Here is a 25,827-nt window from a genome sequence, read left to right on the forward strand (position 1 = left end):
CAGGGGGTCACCACGCGCACGCGGAAGGCCCCGCACCTGACGGTGCGGGGCCTCCTGTCTGCCGGGACGGACTCAGACGCCGAAGTAGAGCTCGTACTCGAACGGGTGCGGACGCTGCGCGAGCGGCAGGATCTCGTTCTCGCGCTTGTAGTCGATCCACGTCTGGATGAGGTCCTCGGTGAAGACGTTGCCCGCGGTGAGGAACTCGTGGTCGGCCTCGAGCGCGTCGAGCGCGTGCGACAGGCTGGCCGGCACCTGCGGGATGTTCTTCGCCTCTTCCGGCGGGAGCTCGTACAGGTCCTTGTCGACCGGCTCGTGCGGCTCGATGCGGTTCTGGATGCCGTCGAGGCCCGCCATGAGCTGCGCCGCGAAGGCGAGGTACGGGTTGCCCGAGGCGTCCGGCGCGCGGAACTCGATGCGCTTGGCCTTGGGGTTGGTGCCAGTGATCGGGATGCGGATGGCCGCCGAGCGGTTGCCTGCCGAGTAGACGAGGTTGACGGGGGCCTCGAAGCCCGGCACCAGGCGGTGGTAGGAGTTCACCGTCGGGTTCGTGAAGGCCAGCAGTGCCGGAGCGTGCTTGAGGAGGCCGCCGATGTACCAGCGGGCCAGGTCGGACAGGCCGCCGTAGCCGTTCTCGTCGTAGAACAGCGGGGTGCCGTCGTTCCAGAGCGACTGGTGGGTGTGCATGCCCGAGCCGTTGTCGCCGAAGATCGGCTTCGGCATGAAGGTCGCGACCTTGCCCCACTGCTCGGCCGTGTTCTTGACGATGTACTTGAACTTCAGGATGTCGTCCGCCGCGTGGACCATCGTGTCGAACTTGTAGTTGATCTCCTGCTGGCCGCCGGTGCCCACCTCGTGGTGCGCGCGCTCGAGCTCCAGGCCCGAGTCGATCAGCTTGAGCGAGATGTCGTCGCGCAGGTCAGCCGTCTTGTCGACCGGCGAGACCGGGAAGTAGCCGCCCTTGTACGGGGTCTTGTTGGCGAGGTTGCCGCCCTCTTCGGTGCGGCCGGTGTTCCAGGCGCCCTCTTCCGAGTCGACCGCGTAGAACGACTCGTTCTGCGTGACCGAGTACCGGACGTCGTCGAAGATGTAGAACTCGGCCTCGGGGGCGAAGAACGCGGTGTCCGCGATGCCGGTCGAGGCGAGGTACTTCTCGGCCTTCTTGGCGACCTGGCGCGGGTCACGGCTGTAGATCTCACCGTTGCGCGGGTTGTAGATGTCGAACACCATGATCAGCGTGCGCTCCGCGCGGAACGGGTCGACGTAGGCGGTCGTCACGTCCGGGATGAGCTGCATGTCGGACTCGTGGATCGACGCGAAGCCGCGGATCGACGAGCCATCGAAGAGCTGCCCGACCGAGAAGAAGTCCTCGTCGACCGTGGACGCGGGGATGTTGAAGTGCTGCTGGACCCCGGGGAGGTCCGTGAAACGGATGTCGAGGAACTTGACGTCCGTGTCCTTGATGAAGGCGAGCACCTCGGAGGAATCACTGAACATGTGAGTCGTTCTCCTATGGTTGGGTGGTGGTTCGAGGGGACCAGGAGGCACCCTCCGACGAGGGTATTGACACGGGGTTTCCCGGACGTGACTACGTTGTTTCCGGCGTGTTACGCGGCGGGGGACGCCTAAACTCGGGACATGGCCCGCTCCACTCCGCCCTCGTCCGCTGGTGCGGCCGGCTCGTCGAACTCGTGGCCCGGCAAGCTCCTCGGCTTGCCCGAGTCCGGCCCGCGCTCGATGAGCGGCCTCGGTCGGCGCATCGGTGCACTGGCCATCGACTGGGCGCTCGCATCGGTGATCTCACTGGCGATCGGCACGTACGGAGCGGCGGGCAACTTCGCGACCCTCGGCATCTTCGCCGCGCTGCAGGTGGTCTTCATCGCGCTGCTGTCCGGGTCGTTCGGGCACGTGTGCGTCGGGCTGCGGGTCGTGCCGATCCGCGGCGGCTACGTCGGGGTGTGGCGCCCCGTGGTCCGCACCGTGTTGCTGTGCGTGGTCGTCCCCGCGCTCATCCACGCGAAGGACGGTCGGCCGCTCCACGATGCGGCGGCGGGCACGGTGCTGGTCCGGCGCTGAGGGTCGGGCGCGCCCGGGCGCGCCCGGTCGCCCGCGGTCGCACGGTGCGAGGTTCCGCCGCTTCGGCGGCCGTGGTGCGCCGCTGTCAGGGTGGTGCGGGGTTGTTGCCCGGCACGAGGCGATCAACCTCGCACCGGCGCTGGAACGGGCACATGGCAAGCCCCCGCTCGGCACACGCAGAAACGCCCCCGACCGATGCGGTCGGGGGCGTTCGTCGGTGCAGCTCGGGTCAGCGCGGACGACCGGCGCGCACACGCGTCGGGTCGATGCCCTTCGGGATCGCCGACGCCGGGCTCTGCGTGAGGGAGTCGAGTCGGTTGGCAACCGCCAGGACTTCGTTCCGGTTCAGCGACTTCTTGTACTTGTTCATCGCACGCGGCAGCTTGTGCAGCGTCACCGCGTCCTTGCCGTCACCGACGTGCACGACGTGCACGGGGACGTTCGGAACGATGCGCTGGACCTTGCGGCGCTCTTCGTCGACCTGGCGCGTGAGGTTGCCGAGCGAGCCCTCGGTGATGAGCACCACCCCGGGAGTACCGACCGCGCGGTAGACGGCGGCCTGCGAGCGGCCGTGCACGGCGACGGGCATCTCGCTCGAACGCCACTGGCGGCGGAGCGAGTTCGTCAGCACCGCACCGACGGCACCGGGCTGGCCCTCGATCTGCGAGTAGGCGGCACGCTCGGCCAGACGCCCGAGCACGATGAGGAACAGCAGCACACCGAGCAACACCCCCGCGAGGATCCAGAGGACCACGGCGAGCCAGTTCTGTCCGGGCAGGAGGAGCGCGAGGAGCACCCCGAGGACGACCGGGACGAGGAACGCGGCGGCGAACCACCAGATCGACGACGGGTCGGCCCGACGGGTCATCTGGAAGACCTGGAACATCTGCTTGAGACGCCCCGGCTCCTTCGCCTTCGTGTCGGTTGTGCTCTTGCGTGCCATGCCGTCAAGGATACGGCCTGACCGCGTTCCTGGGGACCGCCGACGACCAGGCTGTGGGCGAACGACGTTCTCCACAGGTCACCACGTTCGTCCGGGAGGCCCGGCTCGCCTCCGCCACGCTGGTCACCATGGAGACGATCACCGTGCACCAGCGTTGGACCGGCCCGGACACGGGCCCGTTCGCGGCGTGGGTGGCGGATCGCGCTTCGGCGGACCCGACGCACTGCGTGCGCGTCGACGCCGTGGGGCGCGACCCGTCCGGGCGCCTCGTCGTGTGTGCCGAGTCGCTGCGGGGGACCCGACTGCCGGACGCACTCGACCGGATCGGCGTGCCCACGGTGGGCGTCGCGGTGACCCTGACCGTCCCGCTGATCGAACTCGCGGCGCAGGCGCGATCCGGCGCGATCGTGCTCGGCGACGCCCGCGCGGACGACGTCCTGGTGGACGACGCCGGTCTCACCGTCCTGGTCGACCACCCACCCGACGCCGACGTCGACGGGCACGGTGTCGATCGGTACGGTCTCGGTCAGCGCGATGCTGACGCGTCCGCCAGGGACGCCCGCACTCGCTGCGGACCCTCGGGTGGGCGCGGGCGGCCCCGACAGGCGTCGACATCATCAGCAGCGCTGTCAGCATCAGCAGCGCCGTCAGCAGCGTCGCGGTCGTCCCAGGCGCCGGGTGCGACGGCCCTCCTGTTCGCCGTGCGGGCCGTGTGGGAACGCGTGGACCCGCGCGAACCCTGTCGGGCCGCCATCGACCGCGCCGTCGCCGAAGCAGTCGACGGTGCGGACGCGGACGTGCTCCGACTGCTCGAGGTCGTCCGGGCGACCGGACCCCCGCGCCCGGTGCGGTGGGATCCTCCGCGCGACGACTTCGTGTTCGTCGCGCCGCAGGAGCCTGCCTCGCCGGGGCTCGCGGGGGTGTTGCGGCAGTTCGTCGAGGACGGCGTGCGCGTCGGTGGTGCCGTCCGTGTCCCGATGCGGCGGCTGCTCGTCGGCGCCGTGGTGCTCGCCGGTGTCGTGGCAGCGGGGGTGTTCGCGCTGCGAGGTCCAGGATGACCGGACACAGTCGTCCGCCGACGCCGACGGCCCCGGCTCCCACGAAGGGGAACCGGGGCCGTCGAGTGGACCGTGCAGTCCGGGCGAATCGCGGGTCAGTACCCGAGGTTCGGGGCGAAGTTGCCTTCTTCGAGGCGGTTCTTCACTGCGACGAGGTACCGCGACGCATCCGCACCGTCGATGATCCGGTGGTCGTACGACAGCGCCAGGTAGACGAACGAACGGATCGCGATCGCTTCCTGACCGTCGACCTTCACGACGGCCGGGCGCTTCGTGACGATGCCCGTGCCGAGGATCGCCGACTGCGGCAGGAACACCACGGGGGTGTCGAACAGCGCGCCGCGCGAGCCGGTGTTGGTCAGCGTGAAGGTGCCGCCGGCGAGCTCGTCGGGCTTCAGCTGGTTGTTGCGCGTGCGCTCGGCCAGGTCGGCGATCGACTTCGAGAACTGCGCCAGGTCGAGCGACGCCGCGTCCTTGATCACCGGGGTGAGGAGCCCGCGCTCGGTGTCGACCGCGATCGAGACGTTCTCGGTCTCCGGGTAGACGATCTCCTCGCCCTCGACCGTGGAGTTGATCTTCGGGTGGGCCTTGAGGGCCTCCGAAGCAGCCAGGGCGAAGAACGGCATGAAGGAGAGCTTCGAGCCGGTCTTCTCGAGGAACTCGGCCTTGTGTGCGTCGCGGAACTGCGCGACCTTCGTCACGTCGACCTCGACCACGCTGGTGAGCTGTGCGGTCGACGTCATCGACTGCACAGCGCGCTCGGCGACGACCTTGCGCAGACGCGTCATCTTCTCTCGCGTGCCGCGGAGCGGTGACACCTCGGCGACGAACGGGCCGGACGCGGCCGGAGCCGAGCTGCCCTGGTCGGACGAGCCGGCGGCCGGAGCGGCGGGGACGGCGGCGAGCACGTCCTCCTTCCGGATGCGCCCACCGACACCGGTGCCGGTGACCGTCGACAGGTCGACGCCCTGCTCGTTCGCGAGCTTGCGCACGAGCGGCGTGACGTAGCCCGACGCTGCGCCGTTCTGCGTCGGCTTCGGGACCTCCGCCGACGCGGTCGGGGCGCTCGACACTGCGGCTGCCGGAGCGGGGACCGCGGCCGGGGGAGCCGGAGCCGCGGCGGGCGGCGGGACCGGAGCGGCCTGCGGCACGGGCGACGCTGCGGGCGGTGCCGACGGCGCTGCCGGGGCGGCGGGCTGGGTCTGTCCAGCGGGAGCCGGCTCGGGCTCCGTCGGCTGGGGTGCGGGGGTCTCGGAGTCCTGCTCGGTGCTGGGCTCGACCTCGGGGGCCTCGTCCTCGGCAGCGGCCTCGTTGGAGGACTCCGCGGACTCGGCGCCGGCGTCGGATGCGCCCGAGTCGGAACCCGAGTCGGAGGACCCGTTGCCGTCACCGATCTTGACCAGGGGAGTCCCGACCTCGACGGTCTCGTCCTCGCCGACGAGGATCTCCTCGACGACGCCGGCGATCGGCGACGGGATCTCGGTGTCGACCTTGTCGGTGGAGACCTCGAGCAGCGGCTCGTCGACCTCGACCCGGTCACCGACGTTCTTCAGCCATCGGGTCACCGTGCCCTCGGTGACGCTCTCGCCGAGCGCCGGGAGGTTGACGGATTCGCTCATCGGGTGGACTCCTCTTCGCAGGGGTGGTTCGTGGTGGTGGATGTCATGGTGCGCTCTGCCGTGCTCACAGCGCGTGCAGGGGCTTGCCCGCGAGGTGCAGGAAGGCTTCGCCGAGGGCTTCACTCTGCGTCGGGTGCGCGTGGACGAGCGGGGCCACGTCCTCGGGGTGGGCTTCCCAGTTCACGGCGAGCTGGGCCTCAGCGATCAGTTCGCCGACGCGGGCGCCGATCATGCTGACGCCGACGACCGGGCCGTCGATCACCCGGACGACCTTGACGGCCCCCGAGGTGCCGATGATGTGGCTCTTGCCGTTGCCAGCGAGGTTGTACTCGTACATGTCGATCTTGTCGGCGCCGTACTGCTCTTCGGCCTTGGCCTGGGACAGTCCGACCGAGGCGACCTCGGGGTCGGAGTACGTGACCTTCGGGATGTTCTTGTCCTCGATGATCACCGGGTTGAGGCCGGCGATCTCCTCGGCGACGAAGATGCCCTGCTGGAAGCCGCGGTGGGCGAGCTGCAGGCCGGGGACGATGTCGCCCACGGCGTACACGTTCGGCAGGTTCGTGGCGAGGCGTTCGTTGGTGGTGACGAAGCCGCGGTCCATCGCGACGCCGACCTCGTCGTAGCCGACGTTCTGCGTGACGGGGCCGCGACCGACGGCCACCAGCAGGACGTCACCGTCGAAGGTCTTGCCGTCCTCGAGCGTCACGACGACGCCGTTCTCGTGCTGCTCGACGCCCTGGAAGCGCACGCCGAGCGAGAACTCGATGCCGCGCTTGCGGAACGCGCGCTCGAGCTGCTTCGACATGGACTCGTCCTCAGCGGGGATGAGGTGGGGGAGCGCCTCGACGATGGTGACCTCGGCGCCGAAGGACTTCCAGACGCTGGCGAACTCGACGCCGATCACGCCGCCGCCCAGGATCACGACCTTGTTCGGGACGTAGTCCATCTTGAGCGCGGTCTCGGAGCTGATGACCCGGCCACCGAGCTCGAGCCCCGGCAGGGACTTCGAGTACGACCCGGTCGCCAGCACCACGTTCTTGCCGGTGACGGTCTGGTCGCCGACCTGCACGGTGTTCTGGGAGGTCAGCCGACCCCAGCCCTCGACCACGGTGATCCCGCGGGCCTTGATGAGCCCCTGCAGGCCCTTGTACTTGGAGTTGATGACGCCCTGCTGGTACTCGATGACCTTCGGGACCTCGACACCGGCGAACTCCGCGATCACGCCGTACTTCTCGGCGTCGCGGGTGGCGTCGGCCACCTCGGCCGCGTGCAGGAGCGCCTTGGTCGGGATGCAGCCGCGGTGCAGGCACGTCCCGCCGAGCTTGTCGCCCTCGATGAGCGCGACGCTCATCCCGAGCTCGGCCGCCCGCAGCGCTGCGGCGTACCCGCCGCTGCCGCCTCCGAGGACCACGACGTCGTAAGTCTGTTCCGTCACCTGGTGCAACTCCCTCGTGCGCGTCGGGGCCGGATCCGTCCTGTGGACACCGGCCCGCACATGGACACCACCGATGCGGCGTCCGACGGTCGGACCGCATGGTTCCGGTCCCGTCCCGTTCGTACCGGCGGGTGGCGCTGGAAAGGCCGCCCCGCCGGTACCAAACCTACTACTTCGCCTGGAGCTCTTCTGCGAGGCCGATGAGCGTCCGGACCATCACGCCGGTCGCGCCCTTGCCGAGCCAGCCGTAGCCACCGCCCTTGTTCTCGGATGGGCCCGCGATGTCGAGGTGCGCCCAGGGGACATCGCCCTCGACGAAGCGCTCCAGGAACTTGCCCGCGAGCAGCATCCCGCCGGCGGGGTTGCCCACCGTGGCGTTCACCATGTCGGCGACCTCGCTGGCCAGCCGGGCGTCGAGTTCCTCGGGGAGGGGCATCGGCCAGATCGGCTCGGCGACCGCCGCGGCCACTGCGCGGATCTGCGCGACGAGGTCGTCCGTGCCCATGAGCCCGGTCGTGCGGTCCCCGAGTGCGACCACCTGGGCGCCGGTCAGGGTGGCGACGTCGACGACGGCGTCGGGCTGTTCGAGCGTGGCGGCGACCAGGCCGTCACCCAGGACGAGGCGACCCTCAGCGTCGGTGTTCGTGACCTCCACCGTCTTGCCGTTCTTCAGCGTCAGGACGTCACCGGGGCGCGTCGCCGAGCCCGACGGCATGTTCTCGGCCAGGCACAGCCATGCGGTGACCTTGACGTCGAGTCCCAGTCGGGCAGCGGCCACGGTGGTGGCGAGCACGGTCGCGGCACCGGTCATGTCCGTCTTCATGCCGAGCATCGACGCGGCCGGCTTGAGCGAGAGCCCGCCCGAGTCGAACGTGATGCCCTTGCCGACGAGCGCGAGGTGCTTCGTCGCGGTCTCCGGCGCGTACCGGACGACGACCAGGCGCGGCGGCCGGACGGAGCCGACGCCCACCCCGAGGATGCCGCCGAAGCCCTGCGCCTCGAGTTCGGTCTCGTCGAGGACCTCGACGGTGAGCGGCAGCCCCTCGGCCAGGTCCGTCGCGACGGACGCGACGTCGGCCGGCCCGAGGTCGCCAGCGGCGGTGTTGACGAGGTCACGGACGAGCGCGGCGGCGTCGGCGACGATGGCCGGACGGACGGTCGCGTCCGCAGCGACCGAGTCCGGCGCGAGCACCGTGACGGTCTGCGAGCCGCGGGCGGGCGTGGTCGTGCCCGCGCCCTTGTGCCGGGTGAAGGCGTACGCGCCGAGCGCTGCGCCCTCGAGTGCGGCGTCGACGAGCTCGGTCGTGTCGGAGGGCAGCGCGAGGGCGATCGACGCGACCTGGGGCAGCTGACGGACGGCGCTGCCCGCGGCGGAGCGCACGGCGGCGGCGTCGGTGCCGGAGCCCAGACCGATCAGCGCGATGCTCGTGGCGTCGATGCCGGTCGCGGGGATGCGGACGAGCTGGTCCTTGGCGCCCGTCGCGCCGATCGCGGTGAGGTCGAGGACGTCGAGGGCGTCGACGCTGCCCGTTGCGGGCGCTGCGAGCGAGGCGGGACCACCGTCGGCGCCGGGTCGCACGCCGACCACGAGCACGTCGGCGGAGATCGAAGAGGGGGAGGAACTGGCGGTGGAGAGCGTGGGTCGGACCATGCCTCCGACCCTACCCACGTCCTGTTCGCTGTCGGCGTGGGTTGCGCAGCAGGTGTGGACGAACGCCCCGCCTAGCATGGGGACGGTGAACCACCCCGAGGACCTCTACACCTTCGACGCGTCCGCCCCGACGGTGCCGACCGGCCTCCACCTGGTCGCCGGCCTGACCGGGTTCGCCGACGCCGGTTCCGCCGTCGCGCAGGTGACGACCGCGATCACCGAACGCCTCGAGACCCGTCTCGTCGCGGAGTTCGACCCCGACGTGCTGCTCGACTGGCGCGCGCGTCGGCCGGTGATCACCTTCGACCACGACCACATCAGCGACGTCGAACCGCCGCGCCTCGCCCTGCACCTGGTCCGCGACGAGCTCGGCCAGCCGTTCCTGTTCCTGTCCGGGTACGAGCCCGACTTCCAGTGGAACCGGTTCGTCCGCGCGGTGACCGACCTGGCCGCCCAGCTGCAGGTCGTCGACACCACGTGGGTGCAGTCGATCCCGATGCCGGTGCCGCACACCCGCGCGATCAACATGACCGTGTCCGGCACCCGGGCCGACCTGATCGAGTCGATGAGCGTCTGGAAGCCGCAGACCCAGGCGCCCGCCAACGTCCTGCACCTGGTCGAGCACCGGCTCACCGAGCTCGAGCAGCAGGTGACGGGGCTGGTGCTGCTGGTGCCGCACTACCTGTCCGACACCGAGTACCCCGACGCGGCCGTCGCGGCGCTGTCCGGGATCTCCGCCTCGACCGGACTGATCTTCCCGACGGACGCCCTACGCGAAGAGGGCCGCGAGTTCCTGTCGCGGGTCGACGAGCAGGTCGCCGGCAACGGCGAGCTGCAGCGGCTCGTCTCGGCGCTCGAGGAACGGCACGACACGTACATGGAGGGCAACGCCGTGTCCTCGCCGCTCACCAACGTCGACGGCGAGGTCCCGACGGCCGACGCGATCGCCGCGGAGCTGGAGCGGTTCCTCGCGGACCGCCGCGTGGACGGCGACGGCTCCGACAACTGAGATCCGGACGGGAGGCCCTCCACGGGTCGTCCGCTCGGCACGCGTCCTCCACGGGCCGCCTCGGCGGCGGGGCCGCGCCGCTACCCTTGTCGGGTGAACTCCCGCCGTGCCTTCGTCGTCTGGGGCGTCGCGGTGCTCGCCTACGTGCTGGCGGTCGTCCAGCGGTCCTCGCTCGGGGTCTCCGGTGTCGACGCCCAGGACCGCTTCGCGGTGTCGGCGGCCGTGCTGTCCACCCTGGCGGTCGTGCAGATCGCCGTCTACGCCGGACTGCAGATCCCGGTCGGCATCGCACTCGACCGGATCGGACCGCGCCGACTCGTGCTGCTCGGCGCGCTGCTGCTGACGGTCGGACAGGTCGTCGTGGCGGTGTCGCCGACGATCGGGCCCGCGATCGTGGGGCGCGTGCTCGTCGGGGCCGGGGACGCGATGACCTTCATCTCGGTGATCCGTCTGCTGCCGATGTGGTTCAGCGGCAGGATCCTGCCGCAGATCTCGCAGTGGACGGGCAACCTCGGGCAGCTCGGACAGGTGGCGTCGGCGTTCCCGTTCGCCCTGCTGCTGCACGCCGCGGGCTGGACCGCCGCCTTCTCGGTCGCCGCTGCGGCCAGCGCGGTCGGGCTGGTGCTCGCGTTCGTCTTCGTCCGGAACGGCCCGGTCCCCGTCCGGACCGACACCATCCCGCTGCCGCTCGACCACACCTGGGCCGCGGCCTTCCACACGTTCGGGCACGCACTCCGTCGTCCGGGCACGCAGCTCGGCTTCTGGTCGCACTACGTCACGCAGTCGTCGGGGACGGTGTTCAGCCTGCTGTGGGGCGTCCCGATGCTGCGCGGGCTCGGGTACTCGTCGACCGAGGCGGCGGGCTTCCTGACCGTCATCGTCGTGGTCGGGTTCGTCGCCGGACCCCTGCTCGGCATCCTGTGTGCACGGTTCCCGCTCCGCCGGTCGAACCTGGTGCTCGGCGTGGTCGTCCTGCTCGGCGCGGTGTGGACCGCGGTGCTGCTCTGGCCGGGCCACCCGCCGACGTGGTTGCTCGTGCTGCTCGTCGTCGCGATGGGCATCGGCGGTCCCGGGTCGCTCATCGGGTTCGACTTCGCGCGCTCGTTCAACCCGATGGGGTCGCTCGGGTCGGCGAACGGCGTCGTGAACGTCGGCGGGTTCCTGGCGGCCTTCGTGATGATGTTCTGCATCGGCACCCTGCTCGACGCGGTGTCGCACGCGACGGGCCAGACGGTCTTCGCATGGGCGAACTTCCGGATCGCGCTGACCGTGCAGTACGTCGTGGTGGGCTTCGGCGTGGCGATGCTCCTGCACGCACGACGGCGGACCCGTGCGGTGATGCACGCCCAGGACGGAATACGGGTGGCCCCGCTCTGGGTTGCACTCGTTGCACGCCTGCGGAAGCAGAGCGTGCAATAATGACTGACGGACCCATCGGGTTCCCCGTCAGTGGTGCTCCTTCCAGAGCGCCGGTTTCGCCGGGGGACTTGACATGGGTCCTAGTGCTGCCCGGATGAATAGGACCGGCGACGCGGGGGAGACTGCGGCGCAGGCCCTGGGCAGCGAGGGAAGGCCACGAACCCGTCAACGTGGCATGACGAGAGAGGTGATCGCATGGCTGCCCGGAGCACGACGATCGATCCCACGAAGGACACCACCGACCAGGTGACCGAGGCAGACGCCACGGACACCGAGGCCGCAGCCGCACCGAAGAAGGCAGCGGCCAAGAAGGCCCCCGCCAAGAAGGCGGCTCCGAAGAAGGCCGCGGCCAAGAAGCCCGCGACCAAGAAGGCAGCCGACGACGACGCTGCGGACGACGAGCCCGTCGAGCCCGTCGACGTCGACGCGACGGACGACACCGAGGACGACACCGAGGACAAGCCGCGCACGGCTGCGGTCGAGGCCGCCAACGCCGTCGCAGCCGGCGCGCTGGTCATCTCGCAGTCCGACGACGACGAGGCACCGGTCTACTCGACCACCATCACCGGTGCGACGGCCGACCCGGTCAAGGACTACCTGAAGCAGATCGGCAAGGTCGCACTGCTCAACGCCGAGCAAGAGGTCGAGCTCGCGATGCGCATCGAGGCCGGTCTGTTCGCCGAGGACAAGCTGCAGCACTCGACCGGCCTCTCGAAGCCCGAAGAGCGCGAGCTGCGCTGGGTGGCGCGGGACGGTCAGCGCGCGAAGTCGCACCTGCTCGGCGCGAACCTCCGCCTGGTCGTGTCGCTCGCCAAGCGCTACACCGGCCGCGGCATGCAGTTCCTCGACCTCATCCAAGAGGGCAACCTGGGCCTGATCCGTGCGGTCGAGAAGTTCGACTACACGAAGGGCTTCAAGTTCTCGACCTACGCCACCTGGTGGATCCGCCAGGCGATCACCCGCGCCATGGCCGACCAGGCCCGCACCATCCGCATCCCGGTGCACATGGTCGAGGTCATCAACAAGCTCGCGCGTGTCCAGCGGCAGATGCTGCAGGACCTGGGCCGCGAGCCCACGCCGGAAGAGCTCGCACGCGAACTCGACATGACCCCGGAGAAGGTCGTCGAGGTCCAGAAGTACGGCCGCGAGCCGATCTCGCTCCACACCCCGCTGGGTGAAGACGGCGACTCCGAGTTCGGTGACCTCATCGAGGACACCGAGGCAGTGGTGCCGGCCGACGCGGTGGGCTTCACGATGCTGCAGAAGCAGCTCGAGAGCCTGCTCGACTCCCTGTCCGAGCGCGAGGCGGGCGTCATCCGCATGCGCTTCGGTCTGGGTGACGGCCAGCCGAAGACGCTCGACCAGATCGGTGACACGTTCGGCGTGACGCGTGAGCGCATCCGTCAGATCGAGTCCAAGACGATGGCGAAGCTGCGCCACCCGTCGCGGTCGCAGTCGCTGCGCGACTACCTCGAGTAGGCCGCACGTGCGTTTCTTCATCCCGATCCTGATCGGGCGGATCCTCCGCACCCTGGCTCGTGCCCGGGGCGGAGGGTCCGCGTACCCCGGCTTCATCGTGCTGAAGCTCGTGCCGGACTTCCTGCAGCACGTCACGAAGCAGTTCCCGAACGGTGTCGTGTTCGTCCTGGGGTCGAACGGCAAGTCGACGACGACGCACATGATCTCCGACATCGTGCGTGCACACGGCTTGCGGGTGTTCACGAACCCGTCCGGTGCGAACCTGCCGCAGGGCATCGCGTCGGCGCTGCTGTCCGAGGTGTCGCTCGGCGGCAAGCTCAAGGCGGACATCGGCATCCTCGAGGTGGACGAGGCCTTCGCGGTCGAGCTCGCCGGCATCCTGTCGCCCTCGACGGTGACGATGCTCAACGTGCAGGTGGACCAGCTCTACCGCTTCTTCGAGACCGAGCGCGTGGCGACCATGATGCTCGACACCGCCTCGCTGTCGACGGCGAACGTCATCACCAACCACGACGACCAGTTCCTCGACGCCTACGTCGGCGTCGACGGCCAGCGCGTGCTCCGCTTCGGCGCGAGTGCCGACGTCGTCGCCGCCAGCCCGAACGGCCTGCAGAACGCCGACGACTTCGACCGTGCCGACGCCACCGCGACGACGATCGACGCCGAGGTGACCGCGCACACGGGGGACGCCGCCACGATCGCGTTCGCCGGTGCCGACATCGCCGTGCGCCTGCCTGCACGCGGCCTGCACTACGCGGTCGACGCCGCAGCGGCCACGGCGACGGCCAGCGCCGCGCTCGGCTCGCAGTTCCAGGCGGCCGCCGTCACGCGGGCCTTCTCGACGATGAAGCCCGCCTACGGCCGCGGAGAGCGACTCCCCATCGCGGGCGAGTCCGCCGAGTTCACGATGTTCAAGAACGCCGCGAGCCTGCAGCTCAACCTCGATGCCCTGCCCGACCACCCGGAGCAGGTGCTCATGGCGATCGACGAGGGCACGCCGGACATCTCGTGGATCTACGACATCGACTTCTCGAAGCTCGACCACGTCGACGTCGTCTCGGGCGACAAGGCCTGGCAGATCGCGATCGCCCTCGAGCACGCCGGCGTCCGCATCGGCAGGGTCGAGCCCGACGTCGAGACGGCGATCAAGCACATGCAGCAGCTCGGGTCGACGACGTCCGGCACGAAGAACTTCATCGTCAACTACGAGATCATGATGATCGCCCGCAAGGCGCTGGGCCACCCGGACCTGGAGAAGACCGCATGACGGCCGATCGCCTGACCATCCTGCACGTGTACCCGCGGCAGATGGGGGTGTCGGGGGACCGTGGCAACGTGGTCGCACTCACCCGCCGTGCGGCTGCCGCCGACCTGGCGACCCAGGTGCTCGAGTACGCCCCCGGCGATGCGCTGCCCACCGAGGCCGACGTCGTCGTGGTGGGCAACGGACCGCTCAGCGCGATGCGCTCCCTCGGGCCCGACGTGACCCGCATCGGTGGTGCGCTCCGTGAGTTCGCCGCAGCCGGTGTGCCCGTCGTGGCCGTCGGGGGTGGCTTCGACCTGGCCACGAACCAGGTCGTCCCGACGGACGGCGCGCCCGTCGAGGGGTTCGGCGTGTTCGACGCGCGGGCCGTCCGAGGTGCCGAGCGCAGGGTGAACTACTTCGTGCTCGAGACCCGCTACCCGTTGCTCCCCGGCGCCGACAGGCGGCTGGCCGCCTTCGAGGACCACGCCACGAAGATGGAACTCGGCAGCGGCGTCACGCCGTTCGCCGACGTCGTCTCGGGCGGCGGTAACCAGGCCGGGCAGCCGGTCGAGGGCGCGATCTCGGGCTCCTCGTTCGGCACCCACGCCCAGGGGCCGCTCCTGCCGCTCAACCCGGCGCTGACCGACGCGGTGCTCGCAGCGGCGGCTGCACGGCTCGGGCGCGACTACGCACCCGACGCCGAGCGCACCGCCGACATCGACCGGTACGCGCGCGAAGCGCGGGCCACGGTCGACCGGTACGTCGACAAGGCGTTCAAGCGCATCGCCTGATCGCGACCGCGGACAGACCCGGCCGCAGACAGACAGGAGGCGCGGTGCCAGCTGGCACCGCGCCTCCTGTCTGTGTGTCGGATCGCGATCACTGTGTCGGGTCGCGACTACTTCGACTCGCGGAGTCGGCTGCTCTCGTCGTGCCACTCGATGGCGGTCGCCGCGAGCTTGTCCTTGAACTCGGCGCCGTGGTGGGCGCAGAAGAACAGTTCGCCGCTGGCCATGGTGGCGCGGATGTATGCCTGCGCTCCGCAGCTGTCGCAACGGTCGGCAGCCGTGAGCTGGTTGTTGCCGAGTTCGTCGATGGAGAGGTCCTGCACGGTCTGGGTCATTGCTGTGCTCCTCACGGATCGCAGGGGTGCGGGTGACAACTCGCACTGCTGCGGGTTGGTTGACCCATTCCAACACGTGCAGCCTGAATGCCGCGCATTGTGGCGGGCCATTTCGCTGAGCGCGGATCGATCGTCCCCAGAGCGGGTGTCAGGCGAGTGTCAGCACGGGTCTGTCCCCGCCGCTCGGTACGCTCGGGAGGTGAGCTCCGACTACTCCGCACGTCATCTCTCCGTCCTCGAAGGACTCGAGGCCGTTCGGAAGCGTCCCGGCATGTACATCGGGTCGACCGACTCCCGGGGCCTGATGCACTGCCTGTGGGAGATCATCGACAACTCCGTCGACGAAGCGCTGGCCGGGCACGGTGACGAGATCGGGGTGCGGCTCTTCCGCGACGGCTCCGTCCAGGTCACCGACACCGCGCGCGGCATCCCGGTCGACGTCGAGCCCAAGACGGGTCTGACGGGCGTCGAGGTCGTCTTCACGAAACTGCACGCCGGCGGCAAGTTCGGCTCGGGGTCCTACGCGGCGTCGGGCGGGCTGCACGGCGTGGGCGCTTCGGTCGTGAACGCGCTGTCGGAGCGCCTCGACGTCGAGGTCGACCGTGGCGGCAAGACCTACGCCATGTCGTTCCACCGCGGCGAGCCGGGCATCTTCGACGACGCCGCCGGCATCGGCCCGGACGCCCCGTTCGCGCCGTTCACCTCGGGCAGCGAACTGCGTGTCGTCGGCAAGGTCAAGCGCGGCGTGACCGGGTCGCGGATCCGCTACTGGGCGGACCGGCAGATCTTCACGAAGGACGCCGCCTTCAGCATGGACGACCTGGTGAACCGCGCGCGTCAGACGGCGTTCCTGGTGCCCGGCCTCGGCCTGACCATCACGGACGAGCGTCCCGCGGCCATCCAGGCTGCGGCCGCGCGCGCCGAGGCCACGGGCACCGACGCCGTCGCCGGCCCGGTCGTCGAGCGCTTCCGGTACGAGGGCGGCATCGGCGAGTTCGTCGAGCACCTCGCCCCGGACACCGCGATCACCGACGTCTGGCGCGTGCAGGGCACCGGCACCTTCACCGAGACCGTCCCGATGCTCGACGACAAGGGGCACATGGTGTCCACCGACGTCGAGCGCTCGTGCGAGGTCGACCTGGCGCTCCGGTGGGGCGGCGGCTACGAGACCGTCTTCCGCAGCTTCGTGAACATCATCGCGACCCCGAAGGGCGGCACCCACCAGGCCGGGTTCGAGAGCGGCCTGATGAAGGCCGTCCGCACCCAGGTCGAGGCCAACGCCCGCAAGCTCAAGGTGGGCCAGGACAAGCTCGACAAGGACGACGTCCTGGCCGGCATGACCGCCGTGCTGACCGTCCGGCTGCCGGAGCCGCAGTTCGAGGGCCAGACCAAAGAGGTCCTCGGCACCCCGGCGGTCCGCAAGATCGTCGACCAGGTCGTGTCGAAGCGCCTCACCGAGATCCTCACCTCGACGCAGCGCACCGAGAAGGCCCAGGCGGCGATCCTGCTCGAGAAGGTCGTCTCCGAGATGAAGTCCCGCATCTCGGCGCGTGCCCACAAGGAGACCCAGCGACGCAAGAACGCGCTCGAGAACTCCTCGTTGCCGACGAAGCTCGCCGACTGCCGGTCGAACGACGTCGAGGGTACAGAGCTCTTCATCGTCGAGGGTGACTCCGCGCTCGGCACCGCCAAGCTCGCGCGCAACAGCGAGTACCAGGCGCTGCTGCCCATCCGCGGCAAGATCCTCAACGTGCAGAAGGCGTCGGTGTCGGACATGCTCGGCAACGCCGAGTGCGCGTCGATCATCCAGGTCATCGGCGCGGGCTCGGGTCGGACGTTCGAGCTCGACCAGGCCCGGTACGGCAAGGTCATCATCATGTCGGACGCCGACGTCGACGGTGCCCACATCCGCACGCTGCTGCTGACCCTGTTCTTCCGGTACATGCGACCGATGATCGAGCAGGGGCGCGTGTTCGCCGCGGTCCCGCCGCTGCACCGGGTCGTCGTGGTGAACCGGGGCAAGCCGAACGACACGCTGTACACGTACTCCGAACAGGAACTCCAGACGCTGCTCAAGAAGCTCGTGAAGTCGGGCAAGAAGTACCAGGAGCCGATCCAGCGGTACAAGGGCCTCGGCGAGATGGACGCGGACCAGCTGGCGGAGACCACGATGGACCGCACGCACCGCACGCTGCGCCGGGTCAACGTCAGCGATGCCGAGGGTGCCGCGAAGGTCTTCGAGCTGCTCATGGGCAACGACGTCGCGCCGCGCAAGGAGTTCATCCTGGCCGGCGAGGGCCTGGACCGCGACCGCATCGACGTCTGACGCGCCGGCCAGCCCTGCCGAGGCGCCACCGCGCTCCCGAGGCGCCGCTGCGATCCCGAGGCGCCGCTGCGATCCCGAGACGCCGCCGGGGACAGCGGCGTCCGGAGCAGAGCGGGGTGTGTGGAGCAGACAGCGACAGCCCGGGCGCTACGCCTCGCCGCGCGTGCCGTCCAGCGCGGCGGCACTCCCGCCGATCGTCGCGACCTCGGCGTCGAGCGGGCTGCCGGACCCGTCGCGCTTCGACATCCAGTCCGGCAGGGTGCGGGCTGCACCATCGGCACCGACGGCGTGGGGCGGCGCGATGCCCGCCCACGCGACCGTCAGGCCGTCCTCGCCCTTGAGGAACGCGTGCGCCCGGACCCCCTGGGTCGCGCGGCCCTTCGCGGGGAACTCGGCGAGGGACGACACCTTGGCGCGGCCGGTCTCGGTGCCGGGCAGCGCCGACGAGGACGTGGACACGGTGGCGACGACCGCGTCCTCGGACGGGGTGACCGCGCCGAACCAGATCACGGACGCGCCGGACGCCAGCGCGACACCGGCGACACCACCCGCCGGGAGCCCCTGCGGGCGGACGGCGGCCGCACCGAAGCGCAGCAGTTGGGCGTTCGAGGTGACGAACACCAGGTCGTCGCTCTCGGGGGACTGCGCGGCGCCGATGACCCGGTCGCCGGGCTTCAGGCCGATCGCGGGGAACTCGGGCTTGTCCGGCCAGGCCCCGGGGACCACGCGCTTGACGACGCCCTGCGCCGTGCCGATCGCAAGCGAGTGCTCGGCGGCCGCACCGAGGTCGACGACGGCGACGACCGCTTCCGACCGTGGGATGCCCACGTAGTCGTTGATGCGCACGCCGGCGTCGAGACGGACCGCCGCCGGAGGGACCGCCGGGACGTCGACGGGGGAGAACCGCACGATGCGTCCGGTGGCCGTCAGCGCGCCGACCTGCCCGCGCACGGTGCTGAGGACCGAGGACAGGACCGCGTCGTGCTTCGAGCGCTTCGGCACCCGGACCACATCGAGTTCGGACGGTGCGACGTCGACGCGGATGATCCGGCCCGTGGTGGAGAGCAGCACACGGCACGGGGCGTCGGCGACCTGCAGGGACTCCGGGTCGACGACGGCCTTCTTGCCGCCGCGCACGGGTGCGTCGGCCTCGGTCAGCAGGGTGCGACGCGGGGTCGCGAACTTGTCCGACACCTCGGTGAGCTCGAGGGCGACCTGCGCGCGCAGGCGCTCGTCGGACGCCAGCAGCTCCTCGAGCGCCGCGATGTCGGCGAGCAGCTGGTCGCGCTCGCCCTCGAGCTCGAGGCGCGAGAACTTGGTCAGGCGGCGGAGTCGCAGCTCGAGGATGTACTCGGCCTGCACTTCGGACAGGTCGAAGACGTCCTGCAGTCGGGTGCGTGCCGCTTCGGAGTCGTCCGAGGACCGGATGACCTCGATGACCTCGTCGATGTCGAGGATCGCGACCAGCAGCCCCTCGACCAGGTGCAGCCGCTCACGACGCCGAGCCAGGCGGTACTCCGACCGCCGCGTGACGACGGAGAGCCGGTGCTGCACGTAGACGTCGAGCAGCTCGCGCAGCCCCAGGGTCCGGGGCGACCCGCCGACCAGGGCGACGTTGTTGATGCCGAAGCCCTCTTCGAGGGGCGTGTGCTTGTAAAGCTGCTCGAGCACGGCGGTGGCGTTGAAGCCGGACTTGATGCCGATGACCAGCCGGAGCCCGTGGTTGCGGTCGGTCAGGTCGTTGACGTCGGAGATCCCGACGAGCTTCTTGGCCTGGACGCCGTCCTTGATCTTCTCGATGACCCGCTCGGGCCCGACCAGGTACGGCAGCTCGGTGACGACCAGACCGGTCTTGCGGGGGGTGAGGTTCTCCACCGCGACCTTGGCCCGCGTGCGGAACGTGCCGCGACCCGTGGCGTAGGCGTCCCGCACGCCGGACAGCCCGACGATCGTGCCGCCCGAGGGCAGGTCGGGGCCCGGCACGTACTCCATCAGTTCCTCGAGCGAGGCCCCTGGGTTCATGAGCAGGTGCTTGGCAGCCTCGACCACCTCGCCGAGGTTGTGCGGCGCCATGTTCGTCGCCATGCCGACCGCGATGCCCGAGGCGCCGTTGACGAGCAGGTTCGGGAACGCGGCGGGCAGCACGCCGGGCTGCATGATCTGGTTGTCGTAGTTCGGGACGAAGTCGACGACGTCTTCGCCGAGGCCCTCGGTCATCGCCATCGACGGCTCGGCCAGACGCGCCTCGGTGTACCGCGCGGCGGCGGGCCCGTCGTCGAGCGAGCCGAAGTTGCCGTGCCCGTCGATGAGCGGCACACGCATGGTGAACGGCTGTGCCAGGCGGACCAGGGCGTCGTAGATCGCGCCGTCGCCGTGCGGGTGCAGCTTGCCCATGACCTCGCCGGTGACGCGGGCGCTCTTGACGTGACCCCGGTCGGGGCGCAGGCCCATCTCGGCCATCTGGTACAGGATGCGCCGCTGCACGGGCTTCAGGCCGTCACGGGCGTCGGGGAGCGCCCGCGAGTAGATGACGGAGTACGCGTACTCGAGGAAGGAGCCCTGCATCTCCTCGGAGACGTCGACGTCCTCGATGCGCTCACCGTCGGGGAGGCCGACTGCGTCCGTGCGTGCCATGGCACCTTCCTGCAACCCCAGTGTGATCTGGGAGACTCATGGGGATGGCAACCAGCGTACCGACGACACCCGACGACACCGCGAACCTCGCCGACGTCCTCCCGAGTTGCCTCGTCGCGCTCGGCGCCGCGGACGACACGTGGTTGCGCACCAACGGCCTGGAGGCCCGGATCGCTCTCCGCCCCGCCCGTTCCGCGATCGTCGTGCTGGTCGACGGCCTGGGGGCCAACGCGCTGAGCGCGCGCTCCGGACACGCCCGGTTCCTCGCCGCCACCAAGCGGCGGCTGCGGAGCGGCTTCCCGACGACGACCGCCGCGGCACTGTCGACGCTCACGACCGGTCGGTCGCCCGGCACCCACGGGGTCGTCGGTTACAGCGGCTGGAACCCGGACACCGGTGCGGTGATGAACCTGCTCAGCGGGTGGGACGACGAGGTCCCGGCCGGGTGGCTGCGTTCGACCACGCTGTTCACGGCGGCGGCGACGCTCGGGGTCGACCCCGTCGTGGTCGGGCCGGCGCGGTACCGCTCGTCGGGGATGACGGCGAACGTGCTCGGCGGCGCACGGTACGTCGGGGCGGACTCGATCCCCGAGCGGGTCGACGCCGCGATCGCCGAGACCGTGGGCGGCCGCAGCCTGGTCTACCTCTACGTGCCGGAACTCGACTCGATCGGGCACAAGCACGGGTGGCAGTCCGACCGGTGGACCGCGGCCCTCGAACTGCTCGACGGTGAACTCGCCCGGCTCGACGCACGCGTGGCACCGGACGTCGGGGTCCTCGTCACGGCGGACCACGGCGTGCTCGACGTGCCGGACGACGCGAACGTCGCGATGGACCCGGAGCTGCTCGTCGACGTGGTCGGCGTCGCGGGCGACCCGCGCTGCCGACAGCTGACGGTGGCGCCGGGTACCGACGTGCCCGCGCTCGTCGACGCCTGGCGTGCCTCGGTCGGCAAGCGGGCGATCGTGGCGAGCCGCGACGAGGCCGTGTCCGCCGGGTGGTTCGGTGCGGTGACCGACGACGTGCTGCCGCGGATCGGGGACGTCCTGGTCGTGGCGCGGGGGTCGTGGGCGTTCAACGACGACCGGCAGCTCGACCCGCGCAAGGACCCGAAGCGGATGATCGGCCAGCACGGGGCGCTGACGGACGACGAGGTCGGCGTGCCCCTGCGCCTGGCCGGCGCCTTCGCCACCTGACCCGGGGGTGGAACGCGACCGCCCCGGTCACGCGTCATGCGCGACCGGGGCGGGGCGGGCCTCCCGTGTGCCTGGCGCAGGCTATGTCGTCGCCTTGTGGCGGCGCGCGCGGGTGCCGGGTCTGCGTCAGGCCATGCCGTCGCCTTGTGGCGGCGCGCGCGGGTGCGGGTGTGCGTCAGGCCATGTCGTCGTCGGGGCGCGTGCCGAACACGATCTCGTCCCAGCTCGGCATCGAGCGGCGCGAGCGCTTCTTGCGCTCCTGACGCGCCTCGGCGTCCGGCGCGGACGACGGGCGCCCGTCCGGCTGCGGCCCGGTGTCCGCGGTGTCCTCGAAGCCCTGCAGGGGGATGTCGACGACGCTCACCGTGCTGCGCGACTCGTCCTGGGGCTGCTCGGCGAAGGCGACCGACTCGCGCTCACCGCGGCGACGGCGGAGGGCCTCGAGCAGGTCAGCGGTCTCGTTGCCGGGGGCACGCTCCTCGATCTGGGCGGAGCCGATGCGGGGGAGCGGCGGACGGAGCGGCGCACGCTCGGCGACGTCGGGGTTGGTGACGTCCTCGTCGGGCTCGTCGACGCGGAAGGCGCCGGAGTCGAAGCGGGTGCCGTCGGTGTCCTGCTGGGTCGGTTCCACGGCGCGCAACCGGGGCGCGATGCCGTCGTCCTCGGTGTGGGACAGGCGGTGGGCGTCGCCGTTCTCGGGCGTGAGCGTCGACGTCTTCGGGTCGAAACGCCACTGGGCGTCGTGCTCGACCTCGGTGGCCGTGTAGCGGACCTGGACGGTCCAGCCGTTCTCCACGTGCTTCCAGCTCGACCAGTCGACGGACGATGCCTCGCCCGCCTCGAGCCGGGTGGTGATCGCCTCGCCGAACGTGTCGGGTGCCGCGTCGTCGGTGGGCGTGACGGACACGCGGCGTGCGGCGTCGAGGATGAAGGCGCGCTCGGCGAGCACGGGGCCCTCGAAGCGGCGGACGTACTCGACGTCGACGTCGAGGGCTGCCGCGACGTCGGCTGCGTCGGCACCGCCACGGATCCGTGCCTGGACGTCCTTCGGGGACACGCGCTTCTGCGGTGTGCCGTCGGGGTTCGCCTGCCGGACCTGTCCCGGCAGTGCCGAGGTGACGGGCAAGCGGAACTCGCTGCCGCCGTCGGTCGCGAGCAGGAGTGCCCCGGATTCCACTCCGATGACTCTCACGTCTTGCATGGTTCCGCCTTCCGAGCGTCACGTGGTCGTGCGTCGTACCCGGGAAGTATGCAGCGCGCGAGGGCCGATCCCGGGGAGGCGCACGGGCGTGCCGCGCACGTTTCCGGGACTGCGGGAATGGACCGCACCACCGGCCGGTTGCACGCCCAGACGAGCCACCCGACGCTCAGTTTGCATCGGGGTGGCGCGTGTTGCATACTGTCGCCGCCGATCTCCGGCGACGACCTCTCGATACGAGAAATGGATGGGCATGGCCACCGATTACGACGCCCCCCGGAAGACCGACGACAACTCTGATTCTGAGTCGATCGAGGCCCTCAAGGAGCGCGTGCCCGACAAGATGTCGGGGGTCGTCGACGACGACTCAGACAACCCCGGCAGCTTCGAGCTCGCCGGACAGGACCTCAGCGACGTCGACCTCGACGTCGTGGTGCTCCCCCCGCAGGTCGACGAGTTCACCTGTGTCGAGTGCTTCCTCGTGAAGCACCGCTCACAGCTCGACCACGAGTCGAAGCTCGGCCCGGTCTGCGCGGAGTGCGCAGCGCTCTAGGGCACGCACGGAATCACGAACGGGAGGCGCCCTGCCAGCTGGCAGGGCGCCTCCCGTTCGTGTCGTGGCGCGGTGGCGGGCTGGCGCGGTGACGCAACTGGCGCGGGGGCAAGACTCGCCGCTCAGTTCCGGTGAGGTCTCACGATCGACCGGTTCTGGGCGTCGAGATGCCAGAATTCTGGGATCTCGACGGATCACGACGACCCGACCGGCCGACCCGACCCGACCCCTCGACCCGACCGGTCGACCCGACCGATCGGGCTGTCCGTCAGGACTGCAGCGCCTGCACGACCTTGTCGGGCCGCCGCACACTGACCAACCAGTACGGCGTCGGGTCGGCCTCGTCGCTGACCTCGACGCGCACGACCCCCTGGACGTACCCGCGGAAGAGCGTCCACGCGCGGGCGTCGAGCTTCGGCCCGCGCTGGGTCGTCGCCTCTGCGCCGCCGAACGCTGCGACGTCCCCGACGAGTCCGCGCGGCAGGTGCGCCCGACCCGCGCGGAACTCGGTGTCCGTCACCTCGACCACGGGCGCGAGCACCCACAGCAGCACGAGCACGGCGACCTCCATCAGCACCGCGACGATGATCCCCGTCACGATGCTGATCGGCAGGAACACGAGCAGGCTCGCGGGGATGACGAGCGCCGTCGCCAGGTACAGGCTCGGCGGCGCCCAGAGGCGTTCGCGGTACAGGGTCACGAGACCATTCGACCACGACTCGGCTGAGGTCACGGAACGATCACGGTCTGCACTACCCTCGACACGTGACCGAACCAGTCGACGTGCTCTGGACCGGGGAGAACCCTCCCGGCTACGCCCACCCCGGGGACGCCGGTGCGGACCTCGTCTCCACCGAGGCCTTCGAGCTCGCGCCGGGCGAGCGCCGCCTGGTCGGGACCGGAGTGTCGATCGCGCTGCCCGAGGGGCACGCCGCGTTCGTCGTCCCGCGCAGCGGACTCGCCGCCAAGCACGGCATCACGATCGTCAACGCGCCCGGCACCGTCGACAGCGGCTACCGCGGCGAGGTCAAGGTCGCGCTGCTGAACACCGACGCGACCACCCCCTACGCGGTGCAGGTCGGTGACCGGATCGCGCAGATGATCGTCATGCCGGTGGCCCAGGCGGTCTTCACCCGGGTCGACACCCTGCCGGACAGCGTCCGTGGTCGGGGCGGGTTCGGCTCGTCGGGCTACGGTGTCACGAACGAGCAGGAAGGAACGCAGCGATGAGGATCGGGCGACGCAAGCGTGACGAGGTCGAGGTGGCCGAGCAGGTCACCGGCGACGTCGAGATGGCGGAGACCTCTCCCGAGGTCGACATCGCGGACCAGGCCGACGCCGGCCTCGACGAGGTCGTGGCAGTGGCGCCCACGGGCAAGTCCGCGCCGGCCGACCGCGAGGAAGTGGGCCCGCTCGACGAGACCGAGGCCAACCCGGTCCGTCCCTACGTCGACCTGGGTGGCGTCAAGATCCTGCCGCGCGAGGGGCTGCACCTGCGCCTCGAGGTCGAGGAGGGTTCGCAGCGCGTCGTCGCGGTCGGGCTCGACTACGACGAGTCCACGCTGCAGGTCCAGCCGTTCGCCGCACCGCGTTCCACGGGCCTGTGGCACGAGATCCGCGCGCAGATCGCCGAGCAGATCGAGCGGCAGGGCGGCTCCGTGACCGAGGTCGACGGGCCGTTCGGACCCGAGCTCCGTGCTTCCGTCCCCGTCATGGTCGACGGTGACGGCGGTGTCGCCGGCGAACGTCCGGCGCGTTTCATCGGCGTCGACGGACCGCGCTGGTTCCTGCGCGGTGTCATCGCCGGCAAGGCCGCCGAGCAGCCGGACGACGCCGACGAGATCGAAGAGCTCTTCCGCAGCGTCGTCGTGGTGCGCGGCGGCACGCCGATGCCGCCCCGCGACCTGATCCCGCTGCACATGCCGAAGTCGACGCAGTCGGCCATCTGACCCGCTCGACGACACCTCCTGGAGGCCCGGTGCCGGACCGTCCCGACCCTGCTGACCCCGAGACGGGCGCGTCCCACGGCGCGCCCGGCACGTCGGATCCGCTCCGCGACGAGCGCGAGGCACCCGTCTCCCTGAACGCGCAGCTGCGCGACGCCGCCCGCAAGGCCGGCATCGGCCAGGTGGCTCCGGGCGAGGCCCCGACGGGTCAGGCCCTGGTGACGGCGATCGGCGGCGCGCGCGGCATCGCCGAGTCGGTGCTGCCCGGGTTCGCCTTCCTGGTGGTCTACGCGGTCACGAAGGAGCTCGTCCCGAGCGTGCTGATCCCGGTCGCCGTCGGGTTCGTGTTCGTGGTCGTCCGACTCGTGCAGCGGCAGTCGCTGGCGATGTCCTTCGCCGGGATCCTCGGCGTCGCGATCTCGGCGGGGCTCGCGCTCATCACGGGCAAGGCCGAGAGCAACTTCATCCCGGGCATCCTCATCAACGTCGCGTGTCTGGTCGGACTGCTGGTGTCGCTCGCGGTGCGCCGACCGTTGATCGGCGTCATCGTCGGGTTCCTGCTGCCGCCGAACGCCGACGGCAGCCACCAGGACTGGCGTGCGGACCGGGCGAAGCGGCGCGTGCTGACCGTCGCCACGTGGATGTGGGTCGGTCTGTTCGCGGTCCGCCTGGTCATCGAGATCCCGCTGTACCTGACCGCGCAGGTCGAACTGCTCGCCGGCATCAAGCTCATCACCGGGGTGCCGCTGTACGCCGCCCTGCTCTGGGTGACGTGGCTGCTCGTCCGCACCGTGTTCCACCGCGAGGAGACCGCCGACGACGCTGCCGCGGTGTAGAGTTCTCTCGACATCAAGACAGTTTCCCCGGGCGGTCCACCGGTCGCGGGATTAGGTTTGCCTTGCTGGTGGGACGC

22 protein-coding genes are annotated in these 25,827 nt (G+C 70.6%); 13 read left to right on the top strand and 9 right to left on the bottom strand.

The features are described from left to right. Positions 1-72: 72 nt before the first annotated feature. Positions 73-1,497, bottom strand: coding sequence for a type I glutamate--ammonia ligase (glnA, locus tag DEJ13_RS08110; protein ID WP_056125088.1), 1,425 nt, complete (start codon positions 1,495-1,497; stop codon positions 73-75). A gap of 141 nt (positions 1,498-1,638) precedes the next feature. Here glnA and DEJ13_RS08115 point away from each other — a divergent pair, with 141 nt between their 5' ends. Then, positions 1,639-2,076, top strand: coding sequence for an RDD family protein (locus tag DEJ13_RS08115; protein WP_056125085.1), 438 nt, complete (start codon positions 1,639-1,641; stop codon positions 2,074-2,076). A gap of 229 nt (positions 2,077-2,305) precedes the next feature. Here DEJ13_RS08115 and DEJ13_RS08120 read toward each other — a convergent pair whose 3' ends face one another. Further along, positions 2,306-3,019 carry a DUF4191 family protein gene (locus tag DEJ13_RS08120; protein ID WP_056125078.1) on the bottom strand — a complete coding sequence of 238 codons (714 nt, stop codon included), beginning with the start codon at positions 3,017-3,019 and terminating at the stop codon, positions 2,306-2,308. A 128-nt stretch (positions 3,020-3,147) separates the two neighbouring features. Between DEJ13_RS08120 and DEJ13_RS08125 the strand changes: the two genes are divergently transcribed. Continuing rightward, positions 3,148-4,077 (top strand): hypothetical protein, encoded by a 930-nt coding sequence (locus tag DEJ13_RS08125; protein WP_146245267.1) that lies wholly within the window; start codon positions 3,148-3,150, stop codon positions 4,075-4,077. Between the two features lie 95 nt (positions 4,078-4,172). Here the strand turns inward: DEJ13_RS08125 and sucB are convergent, their stop codons facing one another. The 3 genes from sucB to DEJ13_RS08140 form a co-directional block, all read right to left on the bottom strand. Further along, positions 4,173-5,696, bottom strand: a complete 1,524-nt coding sequence (gene sucB, locus DEJ13_RS08130) for a 2-oxoglutarate dehydrogenase, E2 component, dihydrolipoamide succinyltransferase (RefSeq protein ID WP_056125076.1) — start codon at positions 5,694-5,696, stop codon at positions 4,173-4,175. A 64-nt stretch (positions 5,697-5,760) separates the two neighbouring features. Continuing rightward, the gene (gene lpdA / locus DEJ13_RS08135) at positions 5,761-7,134 is read right to left on the bottom strand and encodes a dihydrolipoyl dehydrogenase (protein WP_111107364.1); all 1,374 of its coding nucleotides are present in this window, start codon (positions 7,132-7,134) and stop codon (positions 5,761-5,763) included. 169 nt (positions 7,135-7,303) lie between these two features. Then, positions 7,304-8,785 carry a leucyl aminopeptidase gene (locus DEJ13_RS08140; RefSeq protein ID WP_111107363.1) on the bottom strand — a complete coding sequence of 494 codons (1,482 nt, stop codon included), beginning with the start codon at positions 8,783-8,785 and terminating at the stop codon, positions 7,304-7,306. Positions 8,786-8,861: 76 nt separating this feature from the next. Here DEJ13_RS08140 and DEJ13_RS08145 point away from each other — a divergent pair, with 76 nt between their 5' ends. From DEJ13_RS08145 to DEJ13_RS08165, 5 genes are all read left to right on the top strand, one after another. Beyond that, on the top strand, positions 8,862-9,794 hold the full coding sequence (locus DEJ13_RS08145) for a proteasome assembly chaperone family protein (RefSeq protein ID WP_111107362.1): 933 nt from the start codon (positions 8,862-8,864) through the stop codon (positions 9,792-9,794). 93 nt (positions 9,795-9,887) lie between these two features. Continuing rightward, positions 9,888-11,213, top strand: a complete 1,326-nt coding sequence (locus tag DEJ13_RS08150; protein ID WP_056125068.1) for an MFS transporter — start codon at positions 9,888-9,890, stop codon at positions 11,211-11,213. A 195-nt stretch (positions 11,214-11,408) separates the two neighbouring features. Further along, the gene (locus DEJ13_RS08155) at positions 11,409-12,692 is read left to right on the top strand and encodes an RNA polymerase sigma factor (protein WP_082518113.1); all 1,284 of its coding nucleotides are present in this window, start codon (positions 11,409-11,411) and stop codon (positions 12,690-12,692) included. 7 nt (positions 12,693-12,699) lie between these two features. After that, positions 12,700-13,959: a MurT ligase domain-containing protein gene (locus DEJ13_RS08160; RefSeq protein WP_111107361.1), complete on the top strand. Its 1,260-nt coding sequence runs from the start codon at positions 12,700-12,702 to the stop codon at positions 13,957-13,959. Then, positions 13,956-14,729, top strand: a complete 774-nt coding sequence (locus DEJ13_RS08165; protein ID WP_111107360.1) for a glutamine amidotransferase — start codon at positions 13,956-13,958, stop codon at positions 14,727-14,729. Before DEJ13_RS08160 ends, DEJ13_RS08165 begins: the two co-directional genes overlap by 4 nt. A gap of 107 nt (positions 14,730-14,836) precedes the next feature. Here DEJ13_RS08165 and DEJ13_RS08170 read toward each other — a convergent pair whose 3' ends face one another. Further along, positions 14,837-15,061: a DUF7455 domain-containing protein gene (locus DEJ13_RS08170; protein WP_056125057.1), complete on the bottom strand. Its 225-nt coding sequence runs from the start codon at positions 15,059-15,061 to the stop codon at positions 14,837-14,839. Between the two features lie 199 nt (positions 15,062-15,260). Between DEJ13_RS08170 and DEJ13_RS08175 the strand changes: the two genes are divergently transcribed. Then, entirely contained in the window at positions 15,261-17,387 is a 2,127-nt protein-coding gene (locus tag DEJ13_RS08175; RefSeq protein ID WP_111107359.1) for a DNA gyrase/topoisomerase IV subunit B, read from the top strand. A gap of 147 nt (positions 17,388-17,534) precedes the next feature. Here DEJ13_RS08175 and DEJ13_RS08180 read toward each other — a convergent pair whose 3' ends face one another. After that, complete coding sequence (locus DEJ13_RS08180) at positions 17,535-20,021, bottom strand: DNA gyrase/topoisomerase IV subunit A (RefSeq protein ID WP_111107358.1); 2,487 nt, start codon at positions 20,019-20,021, stop codon at positions 17,535-17,537. A gap of 44 nt (positions 20,022-20,065) precedes the next feature. Between DEJ13_RS08180 and DEJ13_RS08185 the strand changes: the two genes are divergently transcribed. After that, positions 20,066-21,217 (top strand): alkaline phosphatase family protein, encoded by a 1,152-nt coding sequence (locus tag DEJ13_RS08185; RefSeq protein ID WP_111107357.1) that lies wholly within the window; start codon positions 20,066-20,068, stop codon positions 21,215-21,217. Positions 21,218-21,392: 175 nt separating this feature from the next. On the opposite strand, the gene sepH is transcribed toward DEJ13_RS08185, so the two are convergent. After that, positions 21,393-22,418, bottom strand: a complete 1,026-nt coding sequence (sepH, locus tag DEJ13_RS08190; RefSeq protein ID WP_111107356.1) for a septation protein SepH — start codon at positions 22,416-22,418, stop codon at positions 21,393-21,395. A 250-nt stretch (positions 22,419-22,668) separates the two neighbouring features. Between sepH and DEJ13_RS08195 the strand changes: the two genes are divergently transcribed. Beyond that, positions 22,669-22,968 (top strand): DUF4193 domain-containing protein, encoded by a 300-nt coding sequence (locus DEJ13_RS08195; protein ID WP_031263038.1) that lies wholly within the window; start codon positions 22,669-22,671, stop codon positions 22,966-22,968. A gap of 268 nt (positions 22,969-23,236) precedes the next feature. Here DEJ13_RS08195 and DEJ13_RS08200 read toward each other — a convergent pair whose 3' ends face one another. Further along, positions 23,237-23,668: a DUF3093 domain-containing protein gene (locus DEJ13_RS08200; RefSeq protein WP_056125038.1), complete on the bottom strand. Its 432-nt coding sequence runs from the start codon at positions 23,666-23,668 to the stop codon at positions 23,237-23,239. Positions 23,669-23,733: 65 nt separating this feature from the next. Between DEJ13_RS08200 and dut the strand changes: the two genes are divergently transcribed. The 3 genes from dut to DEJ13_RS08215 all read left to right on the top strand — a co-directional run bounded on the left by dut (position 23,734) and on the right by DEJ13_RS08215 (position 25,750). Then, a complete protein-coding gene (gene dut / locus DEJ13_RS08205; RefSeq protein WP_056125035.1) occupies positions 23,734-24,198 on the top strand; it encodes a dUTP diphosphatase in 465 nt (154 codons plus the stop codon). Positions 24,199-24,260: 62 nt separating this feature from the next. Then, positions 24,261-24,917, top strand: coding sequence for a DUF3710 domain-containing protein (locus DEJ13_RS08210; RefSeq protein ID WP_082518203.1), 657 nt, complete (start codon positions 24,261-24,263; stop codon positions 24,915-24,917). A gap of 29 nt (positions 24,918-24,946) precedes the next feature. Next, positions 24,947-25,750, top strand: coding sequence for a DUF3159 domain-containing protein (locus tag DEJ13_RS08215; RefSeq protein WP_056125030.1), 804 nt, complete (start codon positions 24,947-24,949; stop codon positions 25,748-25,750). Positions 25,751-25,827: the final 77 nt, after the last annotated feature.

This window comes from Curtobacterium sp. MCLR17_007 (assembly GCF_003234655.2).
In the GTDB taxonomy this organism is placed as follows: Bacteria; Actinomycetota; Actinomycetes; order Actinomycetales; family Microbacteriaceae; genus Curtobacterium.